12 protein-coding genes are annotated in these 21,490 nt (G+C 70.9%); 2 read left to right on the top strand and 10 right to left on the bottom strand.

Annotated elements, in window-relative coordinates:
* Window positions 1-34: 34 nt before the first annotated feature.
* The 9 genes from ASD93_RS14170 to ASD93_RS14130 all read right to left on the bottom strand — a co-directional run bounded on the left by ASD93_RS14170 (window position 35) and on the right by ASD93_RS14130 (window position 17,043).
* Window positions 35-6,094, bottom strand: coding sequence for an Ig-like domain-containing protein (locus tag ASD93_RS14170; protein ID WP_056123883.1), 6,060 nt, complete (start codon window positions 6,092-6,094; stop codon window positions 35-37).
* Window positions 6,095-6,271: 177 nt separating this feature from the next.
* Window positions 6,272-8,617 carry an ATP-binding cassette domain-containing protein gene (locus ASD93_RS14165; RefSeq protein ID WP_056123880.1) on the bottom strand — a complete coding sequence of 782 codons (2,346 nt, stop codon included), beginning with the start codon at window positions 8,615-8,617 and terminating at the stop codon, window positions 6,272-6,274.
* Between the two features lie 253 nt (window positions 8,618-8,870).
* The gene (locus ASD93_RS14160) at window positions 8,871-11,117 is read right to left on the bottom strand and encodes an LLM class flavin-dependent oxidoreductase (RefSeq protein ID WP_056124592.1); all 2,247 of its coding nucleotides are present in this window, start codon (window positions 11,115-11,117) and stop codon (window positions 8,871-8,873) included.
* A gap of 61 nt (window positions 11,118-11,178) precedes the next feature.
* Window positions 11,179-11,841: a hypothetical protein gene (locus tag ASD93_RS14155; RefSeq protein ID WP_056123877.1), complete on the bottom strand. Its 663-nt coding sequence runs from the start codon at window positions 11,839-11,841 to the stop codon at window positions 11,179-11,181.
* The gene (locus ASD93_RS14150; RefSeq protein WP_082569405.1) at window positions 11,838-12,299 is read right to left on the bottom strand and encodes a hypothetical protein; all 462 of its coding nucleotides are present in this window, start codon (window positions 12,297-12,299) and stop codon (window positions 11,838-11,840) included. The genes ASD93_RS14155 and ASD93_RS14150 overlap by 4 nt, the downstream gene beginning before the upstream one ends.
* Window positions 12,300-12,305: 6 nt before the next feature.
* On the bottom strand, window positions 12,306-13,904 hold the full coding sequence (locus ASD93_RS14145) for a hypothetical protein (RefSeq protein ID WP_056123871.1): 1,599 nt from the start codon (window positions 13,902-13,904) through the stop codon (window positions 12,306-12,308).
* The gene (locus tag ASD93_RS14140; RefSeq protein ID WP_056123868.1) at window positions 13,901-14,197 is read right to left on the bottom strand and encodes a hypothetical protein; all 297 of its coding nucleotides are present in this window, start codon (window positions 14,195-14,197) and stop codon (window positions 13,901-13,903) included. Before ASD93_RS14140 ends, ASD93_RS14145 begins: the two co-directional genes overlap by 4 nt.
* Window positions 14,198-14,298: 101 nt before the next feature.
* Complete coding sequence (locus tag ASD93_RS14135) at window positions 14,299-14,871, bottom strand: DNA-3-methyladenine glycosylase I (RefSeq protein ID WP_056123866.1); 573 nt, start codon at window positions 14,869-14,871, stop codon at window positions 14,299-14,301.
* Window positions 14,872-14,937: 66 nt separating this feature from the next.
* Window positions 14,938-17,043, bottom strand: coding sequence for an acyl-CoA dehydrogenase (locus ASD93_RS14130; protein WP_056123863.1), 2,106 nt, complete (start codon window positions 17,041-17,043; stop codon window positions 14,938-14,940).
* Window positions 17,044-17,374: 331 nt separating this feature from the next.
* Between ASD93_RS14130 and ASD93_RS16010 the strand changes: the two genes are divergently transcribed.
* A complete protein-coding gene (locus tag ASD93_RS16010) occupies window positions 17,375-17,869 on the top strand; it encodes a GNAT family N-acetyltransferase (RefSeq protein ID WP_056123860.1) in 495 nt (164 codons plus the stop codon).
* Between the two features lie 96 nt (window positions 17,870-17,965).
* Entirely contained in the window at window positions 17,966-19,231 is a 1,266-nt protein-coding gene (locus tag ASD93_RS14120; RefSeq protein WP_056123857.1) for a GNAT family N-acetyltransferase, read from the top strand.
* A gap of 252 nt (window positions 19,232-19,483) precedes the next feature.
* Here the strand turns inward: ASD93_RS14120 and recQ are convergent, their stop codons facing one another.
* Window positions 19,484-21,472 carry a DNA helicase RecQ gene (gene recQ, locus ASD93_RS14115; protein WP_056123853.1) on the bottom strand — a complete coding sequence of 663 codons (1,989 nt, stop codon included), beginning with the start codon at window positions 21,470-21,472 and terminating at the stop codon, window positions 19,484-19,486.
* Between the last annotated feature and the right edge of the window lie 18 nt (window positions 21,473-21,490).

Here is a 21,490-nt window from a genome sequence, read left to right as displayed (position 1 = left end):
CGTGTCTTCCTTCTCGTGGCGGCGCGCGGGCGCGTCACCATTGCGTCGTCTCGTATCTCGTCCCGTTCAGGACCACCCACACGTTCGCGCCGGGCTGCCCGTAGTAGCACTGCAGCTGCGTGGTGCCGTTCGCGGGGAAGTTCACGGGGCCCTCCCACGTGTTGAACTTGCTCCCGTTCCCCCAGCACTCGTACCGGTAGCTGCCGGCGGGGAAGTCTCGCGTATTGACTTCGAAGTACGCGCAGGAGGAATGGCTGCAGTTAGCCTCACCCTGGGCGCTCGCCCCGCGCTCCACCCACGCGCGCGGGTTGGGGCGCGGCGCGGTCGTCGCCGAGTCGGAGGCGACCGCCGAGACCTGGCCCGCGGTGTCGTAGGCCCGCACCTGGATCGTTCGCGTCTGGTCGTAGCCGTAGTCGACGCGGCGGGAGCCGTTGTTGGAGACGTTCTCCCACCCGCCGCCGGCGATGTTCACCTGGACGCGGTCGATCGCGCGGCCGTTGTTCGCCGGCGCGCTCCACTCGAACAAAATCGCGGTGCCGTCCCTCGTCGCCCGCGCGCCCGGGTTGAGCACCGGTCCGTAGGGGACTGCCTGGTTCGACGCGGCCGACGCAGGGCCGTCGTAGCGGACGCCGTCCAGCGCGGTGAAGGCGCGCACCCGGACCGTGTAGGTCTGACCGTTGTTGAGGCCGCCGATCGTTCGGCCGTCCCAGTCCGCGCGCCAGGCGTTGCCGTTGAGGGAGAACTCGTACCGCAGCTCCGAGGCGTTGGCGCCGTTGCCCGGCGCCGCGTTGTAGGTCACGACGATCGCCGAGTTGCCGCTCGGGGTGCTGGCCTGCACGTTCGTGGGCGCCCCCGGGGCGACGAAGGCCCGGCGCGGCGCGGACGGGGCGCTGTCGGCGCCCCAGCCGGCCTTGTTCCGCGCGGCGACGGTGAACGTGTAGTCGCTGGTGGAGGCATCGATCGCGAGTGCCTGCGACGTCTGTCCGCCCGGCACGCTCAGCGTGTTGACGACCGCGCCGCCGCGCAGCACGTTCAGGCGGTACTCCGCGATCGCGTCGCCGTTGTTGGCGGGAGCCGCCCACGACACGCGCATCTGCGCCTGGCTGCCGACCGGGTCGAGGCGCTCGGTCGAGGGGGCGGCCGCGGCATCCGGAGCCCGCGCGGGGATCTCGGTCGCCGACCACGCGCTCCAGCTCGAGGGCTCAGGCGCACGGTTGTGCGCCTGGACGCGCACCTGGTACGCGACGCCGTTCTCGAGACCGTCCCAGACCGTGCTGTTGCCGGTGAGGGCGGTCTTCTGAACGATGCCCGACGGCGGAGCGGGCGAGATCTCGAGCGTGAACGTCTCGACGGGCGATCCGGGCGTCGACGGCGTGACCCACGCCACCTGCAGGCTCCGGTCGCCGAAGACCAGCGTCGGGGGGTTCGGCGTGTCGGGACGGGCGTCCGGACGCGCCGTCTCGGAGGGCGCCGACGGATCGGACGGGCCGACGCGGTTCACCGCGACCACGGTGAAGTTGTACTCGACGTTGTTCGTCAGGCCGGTCAGTGTGCACGTCGTCGCGTCGCATCGCTGATCGAAGTTGCCCGCGGTGGACGACACCTCGTAGTGGGTGATGGCTGCACCGTTGTTGGCGGGCGGCGTCCACGACAGCACGACCGTGCGGTCCTGCACGCTCGAGACCACCGGCGTGCCCGGCGCGTCGGGCTTGCCCTGCACGGTGAGCCGGATGCGGCCCTCGACCTCGCGGTCGGGATCATTCGTGGCGTCCGTCACGCGATAGCGCACCACCATCGTGCCGAAGAAGTCCGCGGCCGGGGTGACGCTCACCTGGTCGCCGGAGACCTCGGCGGTCCCGCGTCCGGTCTCGGGGAACACGCCCACGATCCGCAGCGGCGTCTCGGGGAAGGGATTGACGTCGTTGCGCAGCACCGGCACCCGCACGGTGTCGCCCTGGTGCGCCTCTTCGACGATGTCGTCGTTCGCGGTCGGGAGCTCGCGGGTGGATGCCGTCACCCGCACGGTGACCGTTCCCTCGACGGGCTCGGTCTCGCCGTCGGATACGCGGATCGTGAGGCGCTCGGTCGTGCCCTTCGGCGCATCGGACCCGGCGCTCACCCGCAGCTCCTGGTCGGCGACGGTGGCCGTGAGCCCGCTGGGCACGCCGCCCACGATCTCGTACCGCATGCCGTCGATGTCCTCGGGGTCGGGATCGGTCGTGAGGGCGCGGAGGTCGAGACTCGTCGGGTCCTCGCCGGGGGCGACGTCCATCTGCCCGTCGACGAACTCGGGCTGCTGGTTCTCCGGCGGGAGCACCGTGATCGGCATGGTCAGCGTCGCCTTGCGCCCGTTCGGGTCGTCGGGACCCGACCCGGTCGTGACCTCGAACGTCAGCGCGTCCTGGCCGAAGTAGCCCTTCTTCGACGTGTAGACGAGCGTCGTCTGATCCTTGACGAGGTTCGAGCCGTCGGAGTTCACCGCGCTCACCTTCGCCGCCTCGGTGATCACGACGCTCCCGCCGCCTGCGGCGCGGACGTGCTCCTCGAGCGGGAGCTCGATGGTCTCGCCGCTGGGCACCTCGATCGCGTCGGTCGAGATCAGGGTCGGCGGCAGCGACGACAGCGAGGGGACGTGGATGAAAGCGGATGCCTCGGACCCGTCCCGGTCCGTGATCGTGTACATGAGGATGCGGTCGGTGTCGTCGAGCTCGATCCGCACCGTGCCGTCGCCGAGGACGCGCGCGCCCGAGCCGGCGACCGACACCGCGAGATCTTCGACCGTGCCGTCGGGGTCCTCGTCGTTCGCGAGCACCTCGATGTCGACCGACGTCCCCTCGACGTCGACCGCCTGCACGTAGTCGTCGCGAGCGATCGGACGCAGGAGCGGCACGTCCTCCGACACGGTGATCTGCAGGACGGCGGTGGCCTTCGCGCCCCGATCGTCGCGGATCGTGTACTGCAGCGACGTCTCGATCTCCTCCTCGGGCGCCGTCACGAGCACGCGGTCGCCCGATACCCGGGCCTCGAGGCCGTCGACGTCGGGAAGGATGAGCCCGTCCTTCAGGACCGAGAAGAGATCGCCGTCGGGGTCGGAGTCATTTGCGGCCACCGGCACCGCCACCGTGCGGCCCGGTCGCATCACGACCGCGTCCTTCGCGGCGTATGGAGCCTGGTTGGCGCTCTCGGCGGGCGCGACGCCGATGCGGATCGAGCCCGTGGCCTCGGCGCCGAGACGGTCGCGAACCCGATACGTGAACGCGTCGGCGCCGCCCGCGTCGTCGAACGCCTCGTAGACGATGTAGTTCGAGCCGATCTCGACCACACGGCCCTTGCCGGGCGGCGAGGCGATGCCCTCGAGGCGCACCGAGTCCCCGTCCGCGTCGATGCCGTCCAGCGGCACGGCGATCCGCACCTCGCTGCCGGCCAGGGCCCGGGCGACGATGTCACGGGGGCGGGGCGCGGCGTTGGTCTCCTCGTTGACCGGGAGGACCTGGATGGTCACGTACCCGGCGTCCTTCTGACCGCTGCTGTCGATGACCTCGTAGGTCGCGTACACGGTTCCGGGCTCATCGGAGGCCCGGAAGCGCAGCAGGTCCTGCGAGACGAACATCTCGCCGTCCTCCGGCTCGATGAGCGGAGGCACGAGGTCGGGCGCGACGTGGATCGCATCGCCGTTGGGGTGGTAGTCGTTGTCCAGGACGGGGATGTTCACGACGTCGCCGGCTCGGACGACGACCTGGTCGTCGTTCGCGACCGGGGGTCGCAGCTGCGCGGGGGCGGGGATCGGGATGACGATCACCTCGCCCTCGGCCGACCGCAGCCCGTTCGAGACGCGGTACGAGATGCGCACCTGCGTGCCGAGTGCGGCCTGGTCGCTGATGCGCAGCGTCTCGTGGTTGAGGACTGCCACCGAGATGCCGGCGTTCGGCTGGACCGTGACCGACTGCACGACGAGGATGCCGCCGGCCGGGTCGGAGTCGTTCGTGAGGACGTTCGCGAGCACCTCGCCGCCGCTCGGCAGGAGGGCGACATCCCGCACCGCGACCGGCGGAAGCGTCGTGTCGGCCTCGGCGAGCACGTCGACGCGGACGAGGCCCTCCGCGTTCTTCGAACCCGCGGCGACCAGGTACTGCACGTAGTACGTGCCCGGCGCCTCGGAGCGGAACGCGAAGGTCTTGTTCGCGAAGTCGGGCGTGATCGTGGCGCCGGGAACCTCGTCGACGCGCACGAGCCGCAGGGGCTCGCGCCCCGAGCTGGTGTCGTTCGCGAGCGGCGCCACGGTCGCGACCTGGCCGGCCTGCACGACGACGCGATCGGCGTTGGTCACCGGATCCGTCGAGCCGAGGGGCCGCACATCGAACCTCACGATGCCGACGGCCTCGTCGTTGCCGTCCGAGACGACGATCTCGACGTCCTTGCGGCCCTGCGTCCCTCCGACGGCGCGGTAGGTGATACGACCGTCTGACGTGAAGTCGGCCTCGTCGCCGGGTGCGGGCGTGACCGCCTGGAGGAACACGTCGTCGCCGTCGGGGTCGAGCCAGTCGGGCAGCACGTTGTAGGAGACGACGCCGCCGGCCTCGACCACGACGGTGGTCACGCGCTTCTGCACCGGCGCCGCGTTGACGCTCCAGTCGTGGACGCTGAGCGTGACCGTGCCGGTGTCCGTGCCCTTGCGGCCGTCGTCGATGTCGTACGCGAAGGAGGTCGTGCCGGACGCGTTCTCGGGCACCGCGATCTGCAGCGCGGCGCCGTCGTTGATCGCGGTGACCTCTCCGAACGAGGGTCCGCCGTCGGCGACCGACGCGATGAGCACGTCGCCGTCGGCGTCGCTGTCGTTGTCGAGCACGGGGAGGAGGGTCGTGCGTCCGGGGCGGACACCGAAGTCGTCGTCGGTCGCGATGGGAGGGGTGTTCTTGTCGGACCGCTCGGGCAGGGTCGTCTCCACCGTCTCCTCGGTGGTCTGCTCGTCCTCCTCGGCCTCGCCCTCGGGCGGGGTGATCTCGTTCCAGTTGTCGACGCGCTGCATGCTGTCGCTGGCCATCCAGGCGGCGCCGCCGATGACGTCGTTGAGCACGACGACGTCGCGGTTCACCCGGAAGCGGAGCACGGAGGTCTGGTCGATGCCGTCGATGTCGGTGGCGAAGTCGTCGGCGTCGCCCGCGCAGTCGCGGAGGAACTTCGCCGAGCCGTTCCACGCCGAGTAGGAGCATCCCTCGAGGAAGACCGGCGCCGCCGGCTCGCCCTGGGCGCCTGTGCTCTGGGAGACCGGCTCGGAGCCGTCGAGCGGCACGTGCACGAGGGAGGACGCGGTCGCGAGGGTCACCGCGTCGTTCTGCCCGGAAGGCTGCTGCAGCACGGCCGTCTGCCCACCCTCGACCTCGATGCGGCGTCCGTCCACGAAGACGGTGCCGCTGTCGGTGTCGAGGATCGCGGCCCGGTCGCCGACCGCCGTGATGGTGACCGGCGCTTCCGCCTCCAGCCCGTCGACGCCCGCGCGCTCGGGCTCGAACGGCGATCCCTCCGCGTCGGTGCGCACGGTGACGAGCTCGGAATCCTCCGGGGACACGGCGTAGACCGTGCCGTCGAGGCCGGCGGCGACATCCGCCCCCTCTCCCAGTGTCGCGAGCGGCTCGGTCGCCTCGACCGCGAAGGATCCCATGGCCTTCGCCGGCACGACCCACAGGTCGCCGGAGTCGCGATCGAGGATGCCGACCGACGTGCCGCCGAGCACGACCTTCGCGCCGGCCGGGATGTCGGCCGACTCGGTGAGCGCCACCATCGCCGGGTCGACGGCGGTCACGCTTGCGTCGCTCTCGTCGACCACGAGGACGTTCTCACCGGACTGGAGGATGTCGTACTCGCCGCTCGACGTGCGCAGACCGCCGTCGAGCACCTGCGACTCGTGGTTGAAGTGCCCCACGAGGAGGGAGGACTGCTTGGTCACCCACACGCCGCCGTCGTGCAGGTCGACCTCGGTCGTCGGGTTGCCCTGGTACACGAACGCCATGGTCGTGATGGCGACCGCCGCGACCGTGACGACCCCCGCCGAGGCCAGCGCCCGCGGGCGCGCACGAAGCCACGCGAATGACGTCATCGAACCTGGCCTCCTCCGGCGGTCGGTGCATGCGTGGCGAGCGCAGTGGCAGGGGGACGGTTCAGCCTAACCCGGGTGGACCCGGAGTCTCATCGCAGGATCCCCGCCTCGGAGATCGTATTCCGAACCTGGTGGCACCGCCCATGGGGACAAAGACCCATGGGCGGCACGGAGTCCTCAGCCGGCGATGTAGGCCCGCAGATGCTCGGCCGTGAGCGAGTCGCCGTTCGCAACGAGGTCGGCCGGCGTGCCCTCGAACACGATCGTCCCGCCGTCGTGCCCGGCGCCCGGTCCGAGGTCGATGATCCAGTCGGCGTGGGCCATCACCGCCTGGTGGTGCTCGATGACGATGACGCTGTTGCCGGCGTCGACCAGGCGGTCGAGCATCGAGAGCATGTTGTCGACGTCGGCAAGATGCAGGCCGGTGGTGGGCTCGTCGAGCACGTACACGGCGCCCTTCTTGGCCATCGAGATCGCCAGCTTCAGTCGCTGACGCTCGCCGCCCGACAGGGTGTTGAGCGCCTGGCCGAGCGTGATGTAGCCGAGCCCGACGTCGATCATGCGCAGAAGCGTCGTGTGCGCCGGCCCCTTCGTGAAGAACTCGGCTGCCTCGCCCGCCGACATCGCGAGCACTTCGGCGATGTTCTTCCCGTCGAGGGTGTACTCGAGCACCTCGTCGCTGAAGCCCGAGCCGTCGCACGTCTCGCACAGGGTCTCGACGGTCTGCGTGAAGCCGAGCGTCGTGATGATCACGCCGAGCCCCTTGCACGCGATGCACGCTCCCTCGGAGTTCGCGCTGAAGAGCGCGGGCTTCACGCCGTTGGCCTTCGCGAACGCCGCCCGGACGGCGTCGAGGATGCCGGTGTAGGTCGCCGGGCTGCTGCGCCGCGAGCCCTTGATCGCGGACTGGTCGACCACGACGACGTCGTCGAACGACGGAACGTTCCCGTGGATGAGCGACGACTTGCCCGATCCGGCGACGCCCGTGACCACGGTCAGGATCCCGAGCGGGATGTCGACATCGACCTTCTTGAGGTTGTGCTGCGTCGCCCCGCGGATCTCGAGAGCACCCGTACCCGCACGGGTCTCGGGCTTGAGCCGCGCGCGGTCGCCGAGGTGGCGGCCGGTGATCGTCCCCGACGCGCGGAGGCCTTCGACATCGCCGGTGTACTGGATCTCGCCGCCGTTGCGACCGGCACCCGGCCCGAGATCGACGACGTGGTCGGCGATCTCGATCACCTCGGGCTTGTGCTCGACCACGAGAACGGTGTTGCCCTTGTCGCGGAGCTGCTTGAGCAGCGTGTTCATGCGCTCGATGTCGTGCGGATGGAGTCCGGCGGTCGGCTCGTCGAAGACGTAGGTGATGTCGGTGAGCGCCGATCCGACGTGGCGGATCATCTTCGTGCGCTGCGCTTCGCCGCCCGAGAGGGTCCCCGAGGCGCGATCGAGCGACAGGTAGCCGAGGCCGATGTCGACGAACGAGCCGATCGTCTGACGCAGACCCACCATGAGCGGTGCGACCTCGGGGTCGTCCACCGTGTCGAGCCACGCGGCGAGATCCGAGATCTGCATGGCCGCGGCATCCGCGATGTTGACGCCCTTGATCTTCGAGGACCGCGCACCCTCGTTCAGCCGGGTGCCCCCGCAGCTGGGGCAGGGCATGAACTTGACAGCCCGCTCGACGAACGCCCGGATGTGGGGCTGGAGGGCTTCGCGATCCTTCTGGAGCATGGACTTGGTGATCTTCGGGACCAGACCTTCGTAGGTCATGTTGATCCCGTTGATCTTGACCTTCGTGGGCTCCTTGTAGAGGAAGTCCGCGCGCTCCTGGTCGGTGTAGTCCTGGATGGGCTTGTCGGGGTCGAAGAAGCCGGACTCGGTGAACCCCTTCACCATCCAGCCGTCGACGTTGTACCCCGGGATGGTGAGAGCACCGCCGGCGAGCGATTTGGTCTTGTCGTACAGCTCGTCGAGGTCGACGTCGCTGGCCTCGCCCAGTCCCTCGCACTGCGGGCACATTCCGCCGGTGATCTCGAAGCTGCGGCGCTCCTTGACCTTCTGTCCGCCCTTCTCGAACGTCACTGCGCCCGCGCCCTTGACGGAGGGGATGTTGAACGAGAACGCCTGCGGCGACCCGACGTGCGGCTGGCCGATGCGGCTGAACAGGATGCGCAGCATCGCGTGGGCGTCGGTGGCCGTGCCGACGGTCGAGCGGGAGTTCGCACCCATGCGCTCCTGGTCGACGATGATCGCGGGGCTCACATTCTCGAGTGCGTCGACCTCGGGGCGGTTGAGTTGCCCCATGAACTGCTGCACGAACGTCGGATACGTCTCGTTGATGAGCCGCTGCGACTCATTCGCGATCGTGCCGAACACCAGAGACGACTTGCCCGAGCCGCTCACCCCGGTGAAGACGCTCAGCCGGCGCTTGGGGATCTCGACGTCGACGTTCTTGAGATTGTTCTCGCGAGCGCCGACGACACGGATGACCTCGTGCGAATCGGCGATGTGGGGCTCGGCCATGGGTTCCTCTCGATCGAAGGCGACGCTACATTCTGCCGACCATCGAGGACACCCCGCTTCCTCATTCCTGCTCGAAGGGGTCTGCGGGATCCGGCCTGCCCGCCGTGCCCGACTCGACCTCACCCCCGGCGCATAACTCCTGCACTTCGGGGTGCGACCCGCGCCGCGCCCGCGGAATCCCGGGCTCGCGCCCCGGCAGTCGGCGAAACTGCAGGAGTTATGCGCCGTGGGACGGACGGGCGGATGCCGCGGCTCAGGCGGCGGTGACGGAGGCGAGCGGTTCGATCGCGAAGTTGTCGCGGAAGAGGCAGCCGGGATCGTACGACGCCTTGACGGCGCGCAGGCGTGCGAGCGTCGCGGGCGGGAACGCCTCGCCGATGCGCTCCGGTCGCAGCGAGGAGTCGAAGCTCAGGTACATCCCGTCGACGTGCTCGGCCAGCACCCGCCACTGCGCGTCGAGCCGGTCCGCATGCGACCCGAGGGCGGCGACCGAGAAGTTCGCCGAACGGTGGGCGTACGCCGTCGCGTCCTCCGCGACGTCGGCCACCGCGCCGCCGACCGCGCGCAGCTGGAAGAACGGGACCGCGCCGGATGCCAGCATCCGCTCGACCGCAGCCGCGAACGCGGGCGTCACGTGCTCGATGAGTCCCGACCGCGAGTGCGGCTCGCCCGCGCCGTGCTGGGGGCCGAGGTCGGCGTTGGCCATGACCTGCGCGTAGGTCGTGAGCTGCACGGACTGCTGCACGAGCGGCGCGAGGTCGGCGAAGGGCTGGAGGCGCGCGATGATCGTGTCGGGGTCGTCGGAGTCGACGATTCCGTAGAGCTGAACGGTCTGCGGCCGCCCGGGGCTCGGCGCGCCCGTCAGCAGGAACAGCGTGAGGTCGCGAGGGGATGCCTCGACGATCCGGCCGTAGCCCTCGAGGAAGTCGGCGAGGTCGTCGACCTGGAACGCGAGCTGCGCGTACCCGACCTCTCCGACCTCGTCGACCTCGAACTCGAACGACGTCACGATTCCGACGTTCGCGCCGGCCCCGCGGATCGCCCAGAACAGCTCGGGGAGGGTGGAAGCATCCGTCCGCACGATGGATCCGTCGGCGAGCACCACCTCGGCAGCGCGCAGGTGATCGATCGTGAGGCCGTGCTCGCGGGCGAGCAGCCCGATGCCGCCCGCCGTCGCCAGGCCCCCGACCCCGACCCCGCCGTAGTCGCCCGACGTGAGAGCCCAGCCGTGCTCGCCGAGTGCCGCCGCGACGTGCGCCCAGCGCGCGCCCGGTCCGATGCGCACGAGACGGCGCTCGGCGTCGAGCACCTCGATGCCGTCGAGCCTCCGCAGATCGATCACGATGCCGCCGTCGTTCGTGCTGCGACCGCTGATCCCGTGGCCGCCGCTGCGCACGGCCAGGGGGAGATCCGGATGCCGCCGCGCGAAGCCGATCGCCTCCGCGACCTGCTCGGCAGAGTCCGGCTGGAGCACGATGCCCGGCGCGCCGCCGCGCATGTAGGTGGCCCGCACGTCGCCGTACTCGAAGTGCCCCGGCTCGATCGCGCGCAGCCCCGCGGGCACGTCGTCGTAGGCGATGCCCTCGTGGCGCGCGGCGAGCGCCGCCGCCGACCGCACGGGAGCCTCGGACGTGCCGCGATCGCCTCGCTCGCGCGCGACGAGCTCGCGCACCGCGGGGGCGACCTCTTCACCGAACTCCTGCAGACCGCGCGGATCGTCGCCCGCGAGGATGAATGTGCCGATGCCGTCGTCGAGGGCGAGGCGCGCGAGGCGCTCGGCGAACTCTCCGGGATCCGTCGCGAGGCGTCCGACGTTCAGCAGACGCCGGATCTCGCGCGGGTCGCGACCCGCGCCCCGGGCAGCCTCGTCGATCGCGCGATTGCCCTTCGCGAGATCGCCCGGCTGCATGTACCCGAGCGAGGGCAGCCAGCCGTCGCCCTTGCGGCCGGTGAGCGCGAGCATGCGCGGCTTGTAGGCGCCGATCCAGATCGGGATGTCGTGCGCCGGCCGTGGCCCGCGCTTGGCGCCGTGGACGCGGTGATAGGTGCCGTCGGTGAAGACGCCGCGGCGCTCGGAGGTGTCCCACAGCTCCCGCATCACGTCGATCGCCTCTTCGAGCGCGGTGACCGCCTGGCCCGGCGTGAGCCGGCCTCCGCCCATGGCCTCGATCGCGTCCCAGAAGCCGCCGGCTCCCAGCGCGAGGTCGAAGCGCCCGCCCGAGAGCAGATCGAGGCTCGCGGCTGCCCGCGCCGTGACGGCGGGCGGGCGCAGCGGCACGTTGAGGACGTTCGGTGCGATGCGGATGCGTGCGGTGCGTGCGGCGACGAAAGACATCAGGGTCCACGTGTCGAGGAACGCGGGCTGATACGGATGGTCCTGGAAGGTGACGAGGTCGAGCCCCGTTGCCTCCGCGGCCTGCGAGAGCAGGACGGGGGCGTCGGGCGCGGCAGCGGTGGGGGTGATGAACGCGCCGAACTCGAGCGCGTGGCCGTAATCCATGGAATCCTCCGACTCGTCGAACGCCGGGGACGGGCCGATCATTCCTCGCCGGCCGCGTCACTCAGTGCGCGGGCGGGTCCGCGGTGTCCTCGGTTGCGAAGGATGCCGCGAGCGCGATCGAGTCGAAGAGGTTCAGCATGGCGCTGCGCAGCTCGCCGAGCGGCGTCGCGAAGCTCGCCAGCACGACCTGCTTGGATCCGGGCACCGCGAACCAGTACTCGGCCTCCAGCCGCGTCGCGACGGCGGTCACGCCGTCCTCCTCCACGTTCTCCTCGTGCAGCCGGTCGATACGGAGCATGCTCGCCCGCGGACCCTCGAGCCGCTGCGCCGTGTCGATCCCGGGGACGGCCAGCACGCGGAAGCTCTCGCCCAGCACGCCGAGCACGGCATCCGCCGACGTCCCGATCGCCGGGCTCATGCGCATGCCTTCGGGGGCATGGACCGTGAGCGAGGCGGGGGTCGCCAGGTCGGGGACGATCTCGATGCACAGGAACAGCGCATGGGCGGCAGCATCCCGCGCGGTATCGACCGCGCGCTGGAACGCCGCACGCAGGCGGCGCCGCGCGATCGCGGCATCGTCGGCCGGACCGACGAGGTCGCGGACGGCGGCGTCGACCTGCGCGGATGCGGCAGCGGGGTCGCGCGGGTCGACGGCGAGCCAGCGTCCCGGCAGCTGGAAGGTGAGGCGCGGCGTCGTGCGCGGCGCGTCGTCGACCGCCGTCACGAGCCGTCGGCGATGCGGCGGACGTCCTCCGCGGTGAGCGGGAGCCGCTCGCTTCCGCCGGGCATCGTGACCCCGAGGGACTCGGCGAGCTCCGGCGTGATGACGACGGCGTCGCGGAACGCCTCGGAACTCCTCCCATAGTCGCCGCGATCGCCGTCGACGAAATAGATGCTCACCTCGCGTCCGGCCGAGGCGGGGTCGTCGGCCAGCACCGGAGCGGCCGCCTGCGTCGTGGTGACGATGGTCTGGTCCGAGGGATCGTCGAGGAAGAGCACCACGACGACCTGGGTGTTCCAGGGGGCACCCGAGTGGGTCGCGTACGCCATCGATCCGTTGACGCCGTCGATGGTGGCGAGATCCTGCTCGAGGCCGCTCATGTCGGGGTCCGCGGCGCAGCCCGTCAGTGTCAGAGCGCCGATCGCCGCAGCGATCGCCAGGACGGTGCGAACCCGCTTCATGTGCACTCAGGAACCTCTCGTGTACTCGGCGACGTAGACGTCTTCGTAGCTGCCTGCGCCTTCCTGAGCGAAGAAGATCTCATCGCCGGGCCGCGGTGCGGGCAGATAGCGCTCCGCCTCTGCACCATACATAGTGGCGTCGTGGATCGGCCACGTGAGGGGCCGATACGTCTGCCAGTCCGTGTCGAAGCGCACGTAGTCCGCGGTGTCGAGGCCGAGGAACTCCAGGGTGTGCACAGGATCGATGCCGTTGTTGATCTGCGTCACCCGCACATCGGGCGGTATGTCGGTGTAGTGCTTGTCGATGGCGGATCCTGCCGTGAACACGGATTCCACGCGATCGGCGACGCGGGGGTTCGTCGCGAGCTCGCCGGCCATCATGCCCCCGAGGGACCACCCCGTGAACATGATCGGCGCGTCGCTCTCGAACACCCCGGCCTCGGTCATCGCGTCCCAGACGGCCTGCTCGTACTGCGTCGGCACGCCGGGGAACATCGAGAGCATCGCATCCGTGCGCGCGTCGTTGAGCGCGCCGTCGCTGTTGAACGGATCCCAGTTCTGCGTGCTCGGCAGCTGAACGCGCCACGAGATGACGTTGCCCTGGGCATCGCGGATGGCCACGACCCGGATCTGGGTGAGATCGTCCTGCTTGCCCTGCTCATCCTGTTCCGCGAGGTCGGTCATCAGGCCCTGGTAGTCGCGCGCCTCGAGGGCGTCGTCCCCCGGCTTCCGCTTGTTGTGGCTGCCCGACACCTGCTGAGGCTTCGCGATGACCTCGCCGATCGCCAGCGCCAGCAGCGCGATCGCGAGCACAGCGGCCAGCACGAGCAGTCCGACGACCCCGAACAGCACGAAGATCAGACCAACCACGAGAAGCCCGACGACGAGCAGCAGCGCCACCACCAGCGCCGAGACGAGTGCGCTCAGCAGCTCCTTCAGCACGTCGACCACGACCGAGAGCACCTGCGACGCCCACTCGCCGACCAGCTCGAAGAAGTCGCCGACGCCCTCCCAGAACTGGTCCCAGTTGTCGCCCCACGAGTCCGCGCCGTGCTCGATGGCGGTCTCGATCGCGTCGATCGCCCGGTCGGCGGCATCCCAGATGTCCTGCCGTGCCTGGTTCAGCGTGCGGCGGGCATCCTCGACCTGACCCGCGGAGTAGGCGGCGCCGTCGCTCTTGGACCACAGCTCCTCACGGAGCGCGTCGGTCGACGAACCCTGAGCCTCGGCCCGGGTGATGTCGTTGCGGAGGTCGTCGAGGTCGCCCTGCAGCCGGTACGACCGCGCCTGATGGAAGTCGGCGTCCTCGACGGCGGCCCGCGCCGTCGCCTGGATCGGCGCGAGCTCCACCGCGTAGGTCGTGAGCGCGGTCGCGGTGCCGCCGTAGCGGCGGCGGGCGCGGCGAAGCCCGGCGGATGCCTCGGCCGCCGACTCCTCGAGCGCTTCGGTCGCCCGGCTGTGCTGGTCGTCGACGAGGTCGCGCAGTGCGTCGGCCGCGCGCGAGATCGCCTCGGCGGTGGACTGCAGGCGCCGCGCGCGGCTCTCGAGCTCGGCAGGGCGGCCCTCGAAGACGTCCTCGAACTCGACCGCCAGACCGGAGCTCACGGAGCGTCCTCGTCGGTGTCGACGCCGTCGCCCATCGAGCGGTCGAGCTCGGTCATCGTCTCGTCGATCGCCTCGAGCCAGTCCCGCACCGCGACGAGCTGCTCCTCGAGCTTGCCCCTGTTGTGGTCCCAGTTGCCGGCGAAGTCGCGCACCTTGCGGGCGAGACGGTGCTCCCCGGTGAGCTCGGCGAGGTCCTCGCCGACCCGGTCCGCGCTGCGGAACGTCTCGAGCGCACTGCTGACTCGGCCCTTCGCCGTGCGCAGTGCCTGGAGATCGAGCTCGATATCGCCCACATCCGCCCCTCTCGCCGCAGCCTCCTCGTCAGCCTATGGCTCGGGGAAGCGTCATCCGATGGGGACAAATCCCCACTGTGCAGGACCCGTGCCACCCGCGCTCATGACGAGCGCCAGCATCCTTCGACGTGATCGTCGACCATCCCCGACGACTGCATCAGCGCGTACATCGTCGTGGACCCGACGAAGCGGAACCCGCGCTTGCGCAGCGCCTTGCTCATCGCATCGGACTCGGCTGTGGTCGCCGGCACCTCGGCGAACGACACCGGGCGCGGCCGGGCGGCGGGCGCGAAGGACCACAGGAAGGCGTCGAGCTCGCCCTCGTCGAGATCGAGCATGAGCTGCGCGTTGGAGATGGTCGCGAGGATCTTCGCGCGGTTGCGGATGATGCCCGCATCGCCCATCAGCCGCTCGACATCGGCCTCGCCGAACCCCGCGACGACCTCGGGGTCGAAGCCGGCGAACACCTCGCGGAAGCGCGGACGCTTGCGCAGGATCGTGATCCACGAGAGCCCCGCCTGGAAGCCCTCGAGCGACATCTTCTCGAAGAGCGGCCGGTCGCCGTGGAGCGGGAAGCCCCACTCCTCGTCGTGGTAGCGGCGGTACTCGGGGTCGTCGCCGACCCACGCGCACCGCGCGATGCCGTCGGGCCCCAGGCGTGTGTCGGTGGTCACGCCGCGACCCTACCTCCTGGGTACGACGCGTTTCGTCCCGCGTCGCTCGCTCAACGAGCGGACGCCCTACTTCTTCTTGAGCGACTTCTCGCTGACGGGCGCCTCACCCGACGTGGCGAGCGCGGCGTAGTACTCGCGTGCCTCGTCCTGTCGTGCGCGCTCGGCACCGGAGGCGATCGGCGCACGCACGTGCTCGGGGGCGAAGCCGTAGGCGTCGACGAGGTCCTGCGCGTGCGGGCGCAGGCGGGCGGCGAGGCGGTCGATGTAGCGGGTGACGGATGCCGCGCGCTGCGCCGAGAGCCGCCCGTTGATCAGGTACCAGGCGAGGTGCTTCTCGATGAGGTGGAGCCCGAACAGGTCGCGCAGCCACGACAGCACCCGGCGGGTGCCCTCGTCCTCGATGCGATGGACGCCATCGGTGAACGCCTCCCACTGCAGCAGCTCGGCGTGGGCGCGGGCGGCCTCGATCAGCTCGGCCTGGTGGCTGTTGAAGACGGCGGCGGCCTCGGCCGGCGACATCTTGGATGCCGGACGCAGCGCGGCGGCGACATCCGACACCATCTGCTGGACGCGGCCGGCGAGCAGGTCGTGCTGCTGGTCCTCGCGCAGGCCCAGCTCGACCGAGCGCGCCGTCGACCCCAGGTCGGCGACCGACTGGCCGAGCTGTCGCAGTCCCGCGCCGTGGAAGACCTTGCCGGCCGTCTGGCCGACGGCGAAACGGGCGAGCTTCGCGGCATCCGCACCCTTGAACTGCCGGGCGAAGTCCGCCAGCAGGCGCTTGCCCACCAGCTGCAGGAGGACGTTGTTGTCGCCTTCGAAGGTGACGTACACGTCGAGGTCCTGGTGAAGGCCCACCATGCGGTTCTCGGCGAGGAAGCCGGATCCGCCGCAGGCCTCGCGGGCCTCCTGGATGGTGTCGAGCGCGTTCCAGGTGCTGAGGGGCTTGAGGGCCGCCGCAAGCGTCTCGAGGTCCTCGCGCTCCTCGGTGGTGTCGGCCCGGCCCGAGAAGACGCCGTCGAACTTCCTGAGCAGCTCGTCGTGCGCGAAGAACTGGGCGTAGTTCTGGGCGAGGAGCGGGAGCAGTCGCCGCTGGTGCTTGCCGTAGTCGAGCAGAACCACCTCGGCGGTGCCCGATCCCGAGTCGAACTGGCGACGCTGGTTCGCGTAGGTCAGCGCGATGTGGAGTGCCAGGGCCGTGCCCGTCGTCGCCGCACCGTCGAGCGATACCCGGCCCTGCACGAGCGCGCCGAGCATCGTGAAGAAGCGGCGACCCGGGCTCGGGATGTCGGAGCTGTAGGTGCCGTCGGCGGCGACGTCGCCGTAGCGGTTGAGCAGGTTCGTGCGAGGGACGCGCACGTGATCGAAGTGCAGCCGGCCGTTGTCGATGCCGTTGAGGCCGCCCTTGACGCCGTCGTCCTCGCCGCCGATGCCCGGCAGGAAGTCGCCGTCGTCGTCGCGCAGCGGTACGAAGAAGCAGTGCACGCCGTAATTGACGCCGCCGGTGATCAGCTGCGCGAACACCGTGGCGGCCTTGCCGTGCACGGCCGCGTTGCCGAGGTAGTCCTTCCAGGCGCCGCGGAACGGCGTGTGGATGACGAACTCCTCGGTGTCGGCGTCGTAGGTGGCGGTGGTGCCGATCGCGGCGACGTCCGAGCCGTGGCCGGTCTCGGTCATCGCGAACGCACCGGGGAGGCTCATGTCAGCCACGGCACGGAGCCACTTGTCGTGGTGCTCCTTCGTGCCGAGCTGGAAGATCGCCGATCCGAAGAGTCCCCACTGCACGCCGGACTTGATCTGCAGGCTCGGGTCGGCGAGCACGAGCTCCTGGAAGCCGGCGAGATTCGCGCCGTTGTCGTTCCTGCCGCCGTACTCCTCGGGCAGCGCGCGGCGCGAGCCGCCGTGCTCGACCAGGAGGTGCAGCTGCGTGAGCACGCGCTCCCGGTGCTCGGCCATGGGCTGGCCCTCGATGCGCCAGAAGGCCGGATCCTTGATCATCTCGCGCGCCTCGCGGCGGGTGTCGGCCCACGTTCCGAGAAGGAGGTCGGTCACCGCGTCCACGTCGATGCGGGGCTCGGATGCCTCCTCCGCCGTGTGCGCAGCGGTCGGCGCGCCACCGGCGGGCGTGCGCTTGCTGGTCGAGGGCTTGGGGGAGCGGACGGCGGCGTCGGCCATGGGCGTCACCTCTCGGTCTGGAGCGGGGAAAGTCACTATCGACGGTAGAACTCCCACAACACCGCATCAAACCGATTGGAGCTGTTCGACAATCCATCCCGGCCCTCGCCCGCGGCGACGTTGTGCGCACCCCACACCCTGCGCCCGCGCCCCGGGCCCCGCGCACGCCCGCGCCCGGGCCACCAGACCTCCGTTTGTGCGGGCGGTTGCCCGCCCGCGTCCGCGCCCGGGCCACCAGACCTCCGTTTGTGCGGGCGTTTGCCTGCCTGCGCCTCCAAGGACGCGCGCATTCGCCCGCACAAACGGCCCCGAGGCGACGAGGATTGCAGGCATGCAGATCGTGACACTCGAGCCGTGGACGGATGCCGATCTCGACATCCTCCGGCGGGCGAACACGCCCGAGCTCACCGTCTACCTCGGCGGACCCGAAACCGAGGACGCGCTCGCCGCACGCCACGCGGAGTACCTCGCCGGCGGCGACGCTGTGGCCATGTTCCGCATCGCCGTCGACGGAGCCGACGCGGGGTACGCCGGCTGGTGGGAGCAGGACCACGACGGCGCACCCGCCTACGAGGTCGGCTGCGTCGTGGAGCCGGCGTGGCAGGGGCGCGGCGTCGCGGCGGCGGCGCTCGCCGAGATCGTGCAGCGGGCGCTCGCGGCGGGTGGCGGTCGCCCGGTCGTGGGCTACGCGAACGCCGAGAACGAGGCATCCCACGCCCTCTGCCGCCGGGTCGGGTTCTCGCTGGAGGGAACCGGGATGTTCCCTGGAGCCCATCCGGACGAGCAGCCCGTAGCCGTGAACGTGTGGGTGATCCGGCCGGGCTGACCCGTGTGCGCGGTGCCGGGCCGGGAGCCGTCGGACGGGCGGGTTGCCGACGTCGGAGGGCCTCCCGACAATGGGGAGCCGACGAGAGGTGGCGGGATGCTGGTCCAACTCCGACCGTGGGACGCGGGCGATCTGCCCGTGCTCATGCGGGCGAACAGCCCCGAGATGACGGCGCACCTGGGCGGGCCGGAATCGGAGGAGGTGGTGCGTGAGCGCCATGAGCGTTACCTGCGGCTCAACGCGACCGGAGAGGCGTGCATGCTGCGCATCGACGTCGACGGTGAGCCGGCGGGCGGAATCGGATACTGGGCCACCGACCACGACGGCGCGCCCGCCTTCGAGACCGGGTGGAGCGTCGAGCCGCGCTTCCAAGGTCGGGGCGTCGCGCGCGAGGCGCTGCGGCAGCTCTCGCGCCTGGCCGCCGCCGACGGACGCCGCACGCTGCTGGTCGCGTACCCGGGCGTCGACAACGTCGCATCGAACGCGCTGTGCCGCAGCCTCGGGTTCGAGGCCGGCGACACCGCGACCATGCCGTGGCGCGGCGGCGAGCTGACGTTTCGCGCCTGGGTGCTGGACGTGTCGCCGCTCGACGTGTCCGGACGCACGCCCGACGTCGACGAGCGCTTCGTCGGCGCCGCGCTCGACACGTCCCGCTGGTGGCCGTTCTACACGCCGCACTGGTCGTCGAAGGATGCCGCGGCCGCGCGCTGGTCGGTCGGGCCCGGCGGTCTGCGGCTCCGCATCGACGAGGACACGGCGCCGTGGGCACCCGATCTCGACGGCGAGCTGCGGGTGTCGCACGTGCAGTCGGGCCAGTTCTCGGGGCCGGTTGGAAGCACCGCCGGCCAGCACCGGTTCCGGCCGGGCCTCGTCGTGCGCGAGGAGCAGCCCGAGCACCGCGGCTGGCTCATCCGCCACGGCGTGATCGAGGTGCGCCTCGCCGCGATCCGCCACCCTGACGCGATGGTCGCGTGCTGGCCGATCGGCTTCGAGGAGCAGCCCGACGACTGCGGCGAGCTGTGCATCGCGGAGATCTTCGGGAGCGAAATCGACGACGAGGGCGGCTGGGTCGGTGTCGGCGTGAAGCCGCAGAACGACCCCCGCCTGCGCGAAGACTTCGAGAAGATCCGCGTCGACGGCGACCTCACCGCGATGCACGACTACGCCGTGGAGTGGTCGCCCGACCGCGTGCGGTTCTTCATCGACGGCCGCTGGGTGAAGACCTCCGTCCAGTCGCTCGACTACCCCGTGCAGTTCATGCTCGAGGTCTACGAGTTCCCGCGCGCCGACGGCACGCGCGACCTCGCCGCGCTCCCCCATGTGCTGCGGGTCGAGCGGGCGCGCTCGTTCCCGTCGGGGTGAGGCGGATGCCGCGCCCGGCCGAGATCAGGCGATCAGCCCTGGTCAGGACCATCCCGCGCACATCCTCCTGACTCGGGCGATCTTCCTGAGCTCGGCGACAGCGTCCGGCGACAGCGTCCGGCGGCACCGTGCGTCAGGCGGCACCGTGCGTCCGGCGGCACCGTGCGTCAGGCGGCACCGTGCGTCAGGCGGCGCCGTGCGTCAGGCGGCACCGTGCGTCAGGCGAAGCCGTGCGTCAGGCGGCGCCGTGCGTCAGGCGGCGCGGATGACGTCGAGCACGGCCTCGCCGTACGCCTCGCGCTTCTTCGCGCCGATGCCGGTGACGCCGTCGAGGCCGGCGAGGCTCTCGGGGCGCGTCTCGGCGAGCGCGCGCAGCGTCGCATCGCCGAACACGATGTAGGCGGGCACGCCGAGCTCGCGCGCGACGCCGGCGCGCCACTCCCGGAGAGCCTCGAACAGCGGCCGATCGCGTTCGGCGAGGGTGTCGGACGCCGCGACCTTGCGCACCCGGGCAGCACCGCCCGCGCGGCCGAGCACGTCGCGGCGCAGCGGCACCGGCATCTCGCCCTTCAGGACGCCCGCGGCCGGTTCGCCCAGCGCGAGGGTGCCGTATTCGCCGCGCGCGACGAGGATGCCCCGCGCCAGCAGCTGCCGGATGACGCTGCGCCAGTCCTGTTCGGACAGATCGGCACCGAGGCCGTAGGTCGAGAGCGAGTCGTGGCCCTGCTGACGGATGCGCTCCGTCGACGAGCCCCGCAGGATGTCGATGAGGTGCCCGGCGCCGAACGCCTGCCCGCGCTCGCGCTGCAGGCGCACGATGGTCGAGAGCAGCTTCTGCGCGGGGACGGTGCCGTCCCAGGTCTCGGGCGCCTCGAGGCACGTGTCGCAGTTGCCGCAGCGTTCCGCGGGTTCGCCGAAGTAGCCGAGGAGGTTCTGGCGGCGGCATCCGACCGTCTCGCACAGCGCCAGCATGGCGTCGAGGTGCTGGCCGAGCCGATTCTTGAACGCGCGATCGCCGGGGCTCTGATCGATCATGCGGCGCTGCTGCACGACGTCGCCGAGACCGTAGGCCATCCAGACGACCGCCGGGTCACCGTCGCGGCCGGCGCGCCCGGTCTCCTGGTAGTACCCCTCGACGGACTTGGGCAGGTCGATGTGGGCGACGAAGCGGACGTCGGGCTTGTCGATGCCCATGCCGAAGGCGATGGTCGCGACCATGACGACGCCCTCGTCGCGGAGGAACCGCGACTGGTTCGCCGCGCGCGTGGATGCCTCGAGTCCGGCGTGGTACGGCAGCGCGTCGAACCCCTGCGTGCGCAGGAACTCGGCGGTCTGCTCGACGGACTTGCGACTCAGGGCGTACACGATGCCGGCGGAGCCCTCGGGCTGGGCGCGGATGAACGCGGCGAGCTGCCGCCGCGGGTCGGTCTTCGCGTCGATGCGGTACTGGATGTTGGGACGGTCGAAGCTCGATACGTAATGTCGCGCCGCGGGGAGCCGGAGACGTTCCGTGAGCTCGCGGTGGGTGGCCGGAGTCGCCGTCGCGGTCAAGGCGAGCCGGGGCACTCCGGGGAAGCGATCGGCGAGATCGCCCAGTGCGAGGTAGTCGGGCCGGAAGTCGTGGCCCCACTGCGACACGCAGTGAGCCTCGTCGATCGCGATGACGCTCAGCCGGCCCCGCGCGAGGAATCGCAGCGTCGCCTCGGTGTTGAGCCGCTCGGGTGCGACGTAGAGCAGGTCGAGGTCGCCCGCGAGATAGGCCTGCTCGACCGCCGCGCGCTCGTGCGGCGCCTGCGTGGAGTTGAGGTAGGCAGCGCGCACGCCGTTGGCGAGGAGCGCGTCGACCTGGTCGTGCATGAGGGCGATGAGCGGGCTCACCACGAGGCCCGTTCCCGGGCGGATGAGGGCCGGCACCTGGTAGCAGACGCTCTTGCCGCCGCCAGTCGGCATCAGCACGACCGCATCGCCGCCGCCGACGACGTGCTCGACGATCGCGCCCTGCTCGCCGCGGAAGGCGTCGTAGCCGTAGACCTCGTGCAGCACGGCACGCGGATCCGCGCCGACGAAGTCGCGGCGCGGAGCCGACGCGAACGCGGGCTCGGGAGCACCGAGCCTGGGCGGCATCCCCCCGAAACGCGAGGACGGCTCGACGTACGGGGGCTCGTCGAACTCGGGCGGCGGCGCGAACTCGTCGGGGTCCCACTCGAGGTCGGCGTACGGGTCGCCGTGCGGAGTGCTCATCCCCTCCAGGGTAGCCGC

Source organism: Microbacterium sp. Root180, from assembly GCF_001428485.1.
Classification (GTDB): domain Bacteria; phylum Actinomycetota; class Actinomycetes; order Actinomycetales; family Microbacteriaceae; genus Microbacterium.
This window is presented reverse-complemented; position numbering and strand designations above follow the sequence as displayed.

Excerpts from the sequence above, each read along its gene's own strand:
- ASD93_RS14165 (WP_056123880.1), bottom strand. The coding sequence starts at position 8,617 with ATGGCCGAGCCCCACATCGCCGATTCGCACGAGGTCATCCGTGTCGTC.
- ASD93_RS14130 (WP_056123863.1), bottom strand. The coding sequence starts at position 17,043 with ATGGCCGACGCCGCCGTCCGCTCCCCCAAGCCCTCGACCAGCAAGCGC.
- ASD93_RS14160 (WP_056124592.1), bottom strand. The coding sequence starts at position 11,117 with ATGGATTACGGCCACGCGCTCGAGTTCGGCGCGTTCATCACCCCCACC.
- ASD93_RS14120 (WP_056123857.1), top strand. The coding sequence starts at position 17,966 with ATGCTGGTCCAACTCCGACCGTGGGACGCGGGCGATCTGCCCGTGCTC.
- ASD93_RS14170 (WP_056123883.1), bottom strand. The coding sequence starts at position 6,094 with ATGACGTCATTCGCGTGGCTTCGTGCGCGCCCGCGGGCGCTGGCCTCG.
- ASD93_RS14150 (WP_082569405.1), bottom strand. The coding sequence starts at position 12,299 with ATGAAGCGGGTTCGCACCGTCCTGGCGATCGCTGCGGCGATCGGCGCT.
- ASD93_RS16010 (WP_056123860.1), top strand. The coding sequence starts at position 17,375 with ATGCAGATCGTGACACTCGAGCCGTGGACGGATGCCGATCTCGACATC.
- recQ (WP_056123853.1), bottom strand. The coding sequence starts at position 21,472 with ATGAGCACTCCGCACGGCGACCCGTACGCCGACCTCGAGTGGGACCCC.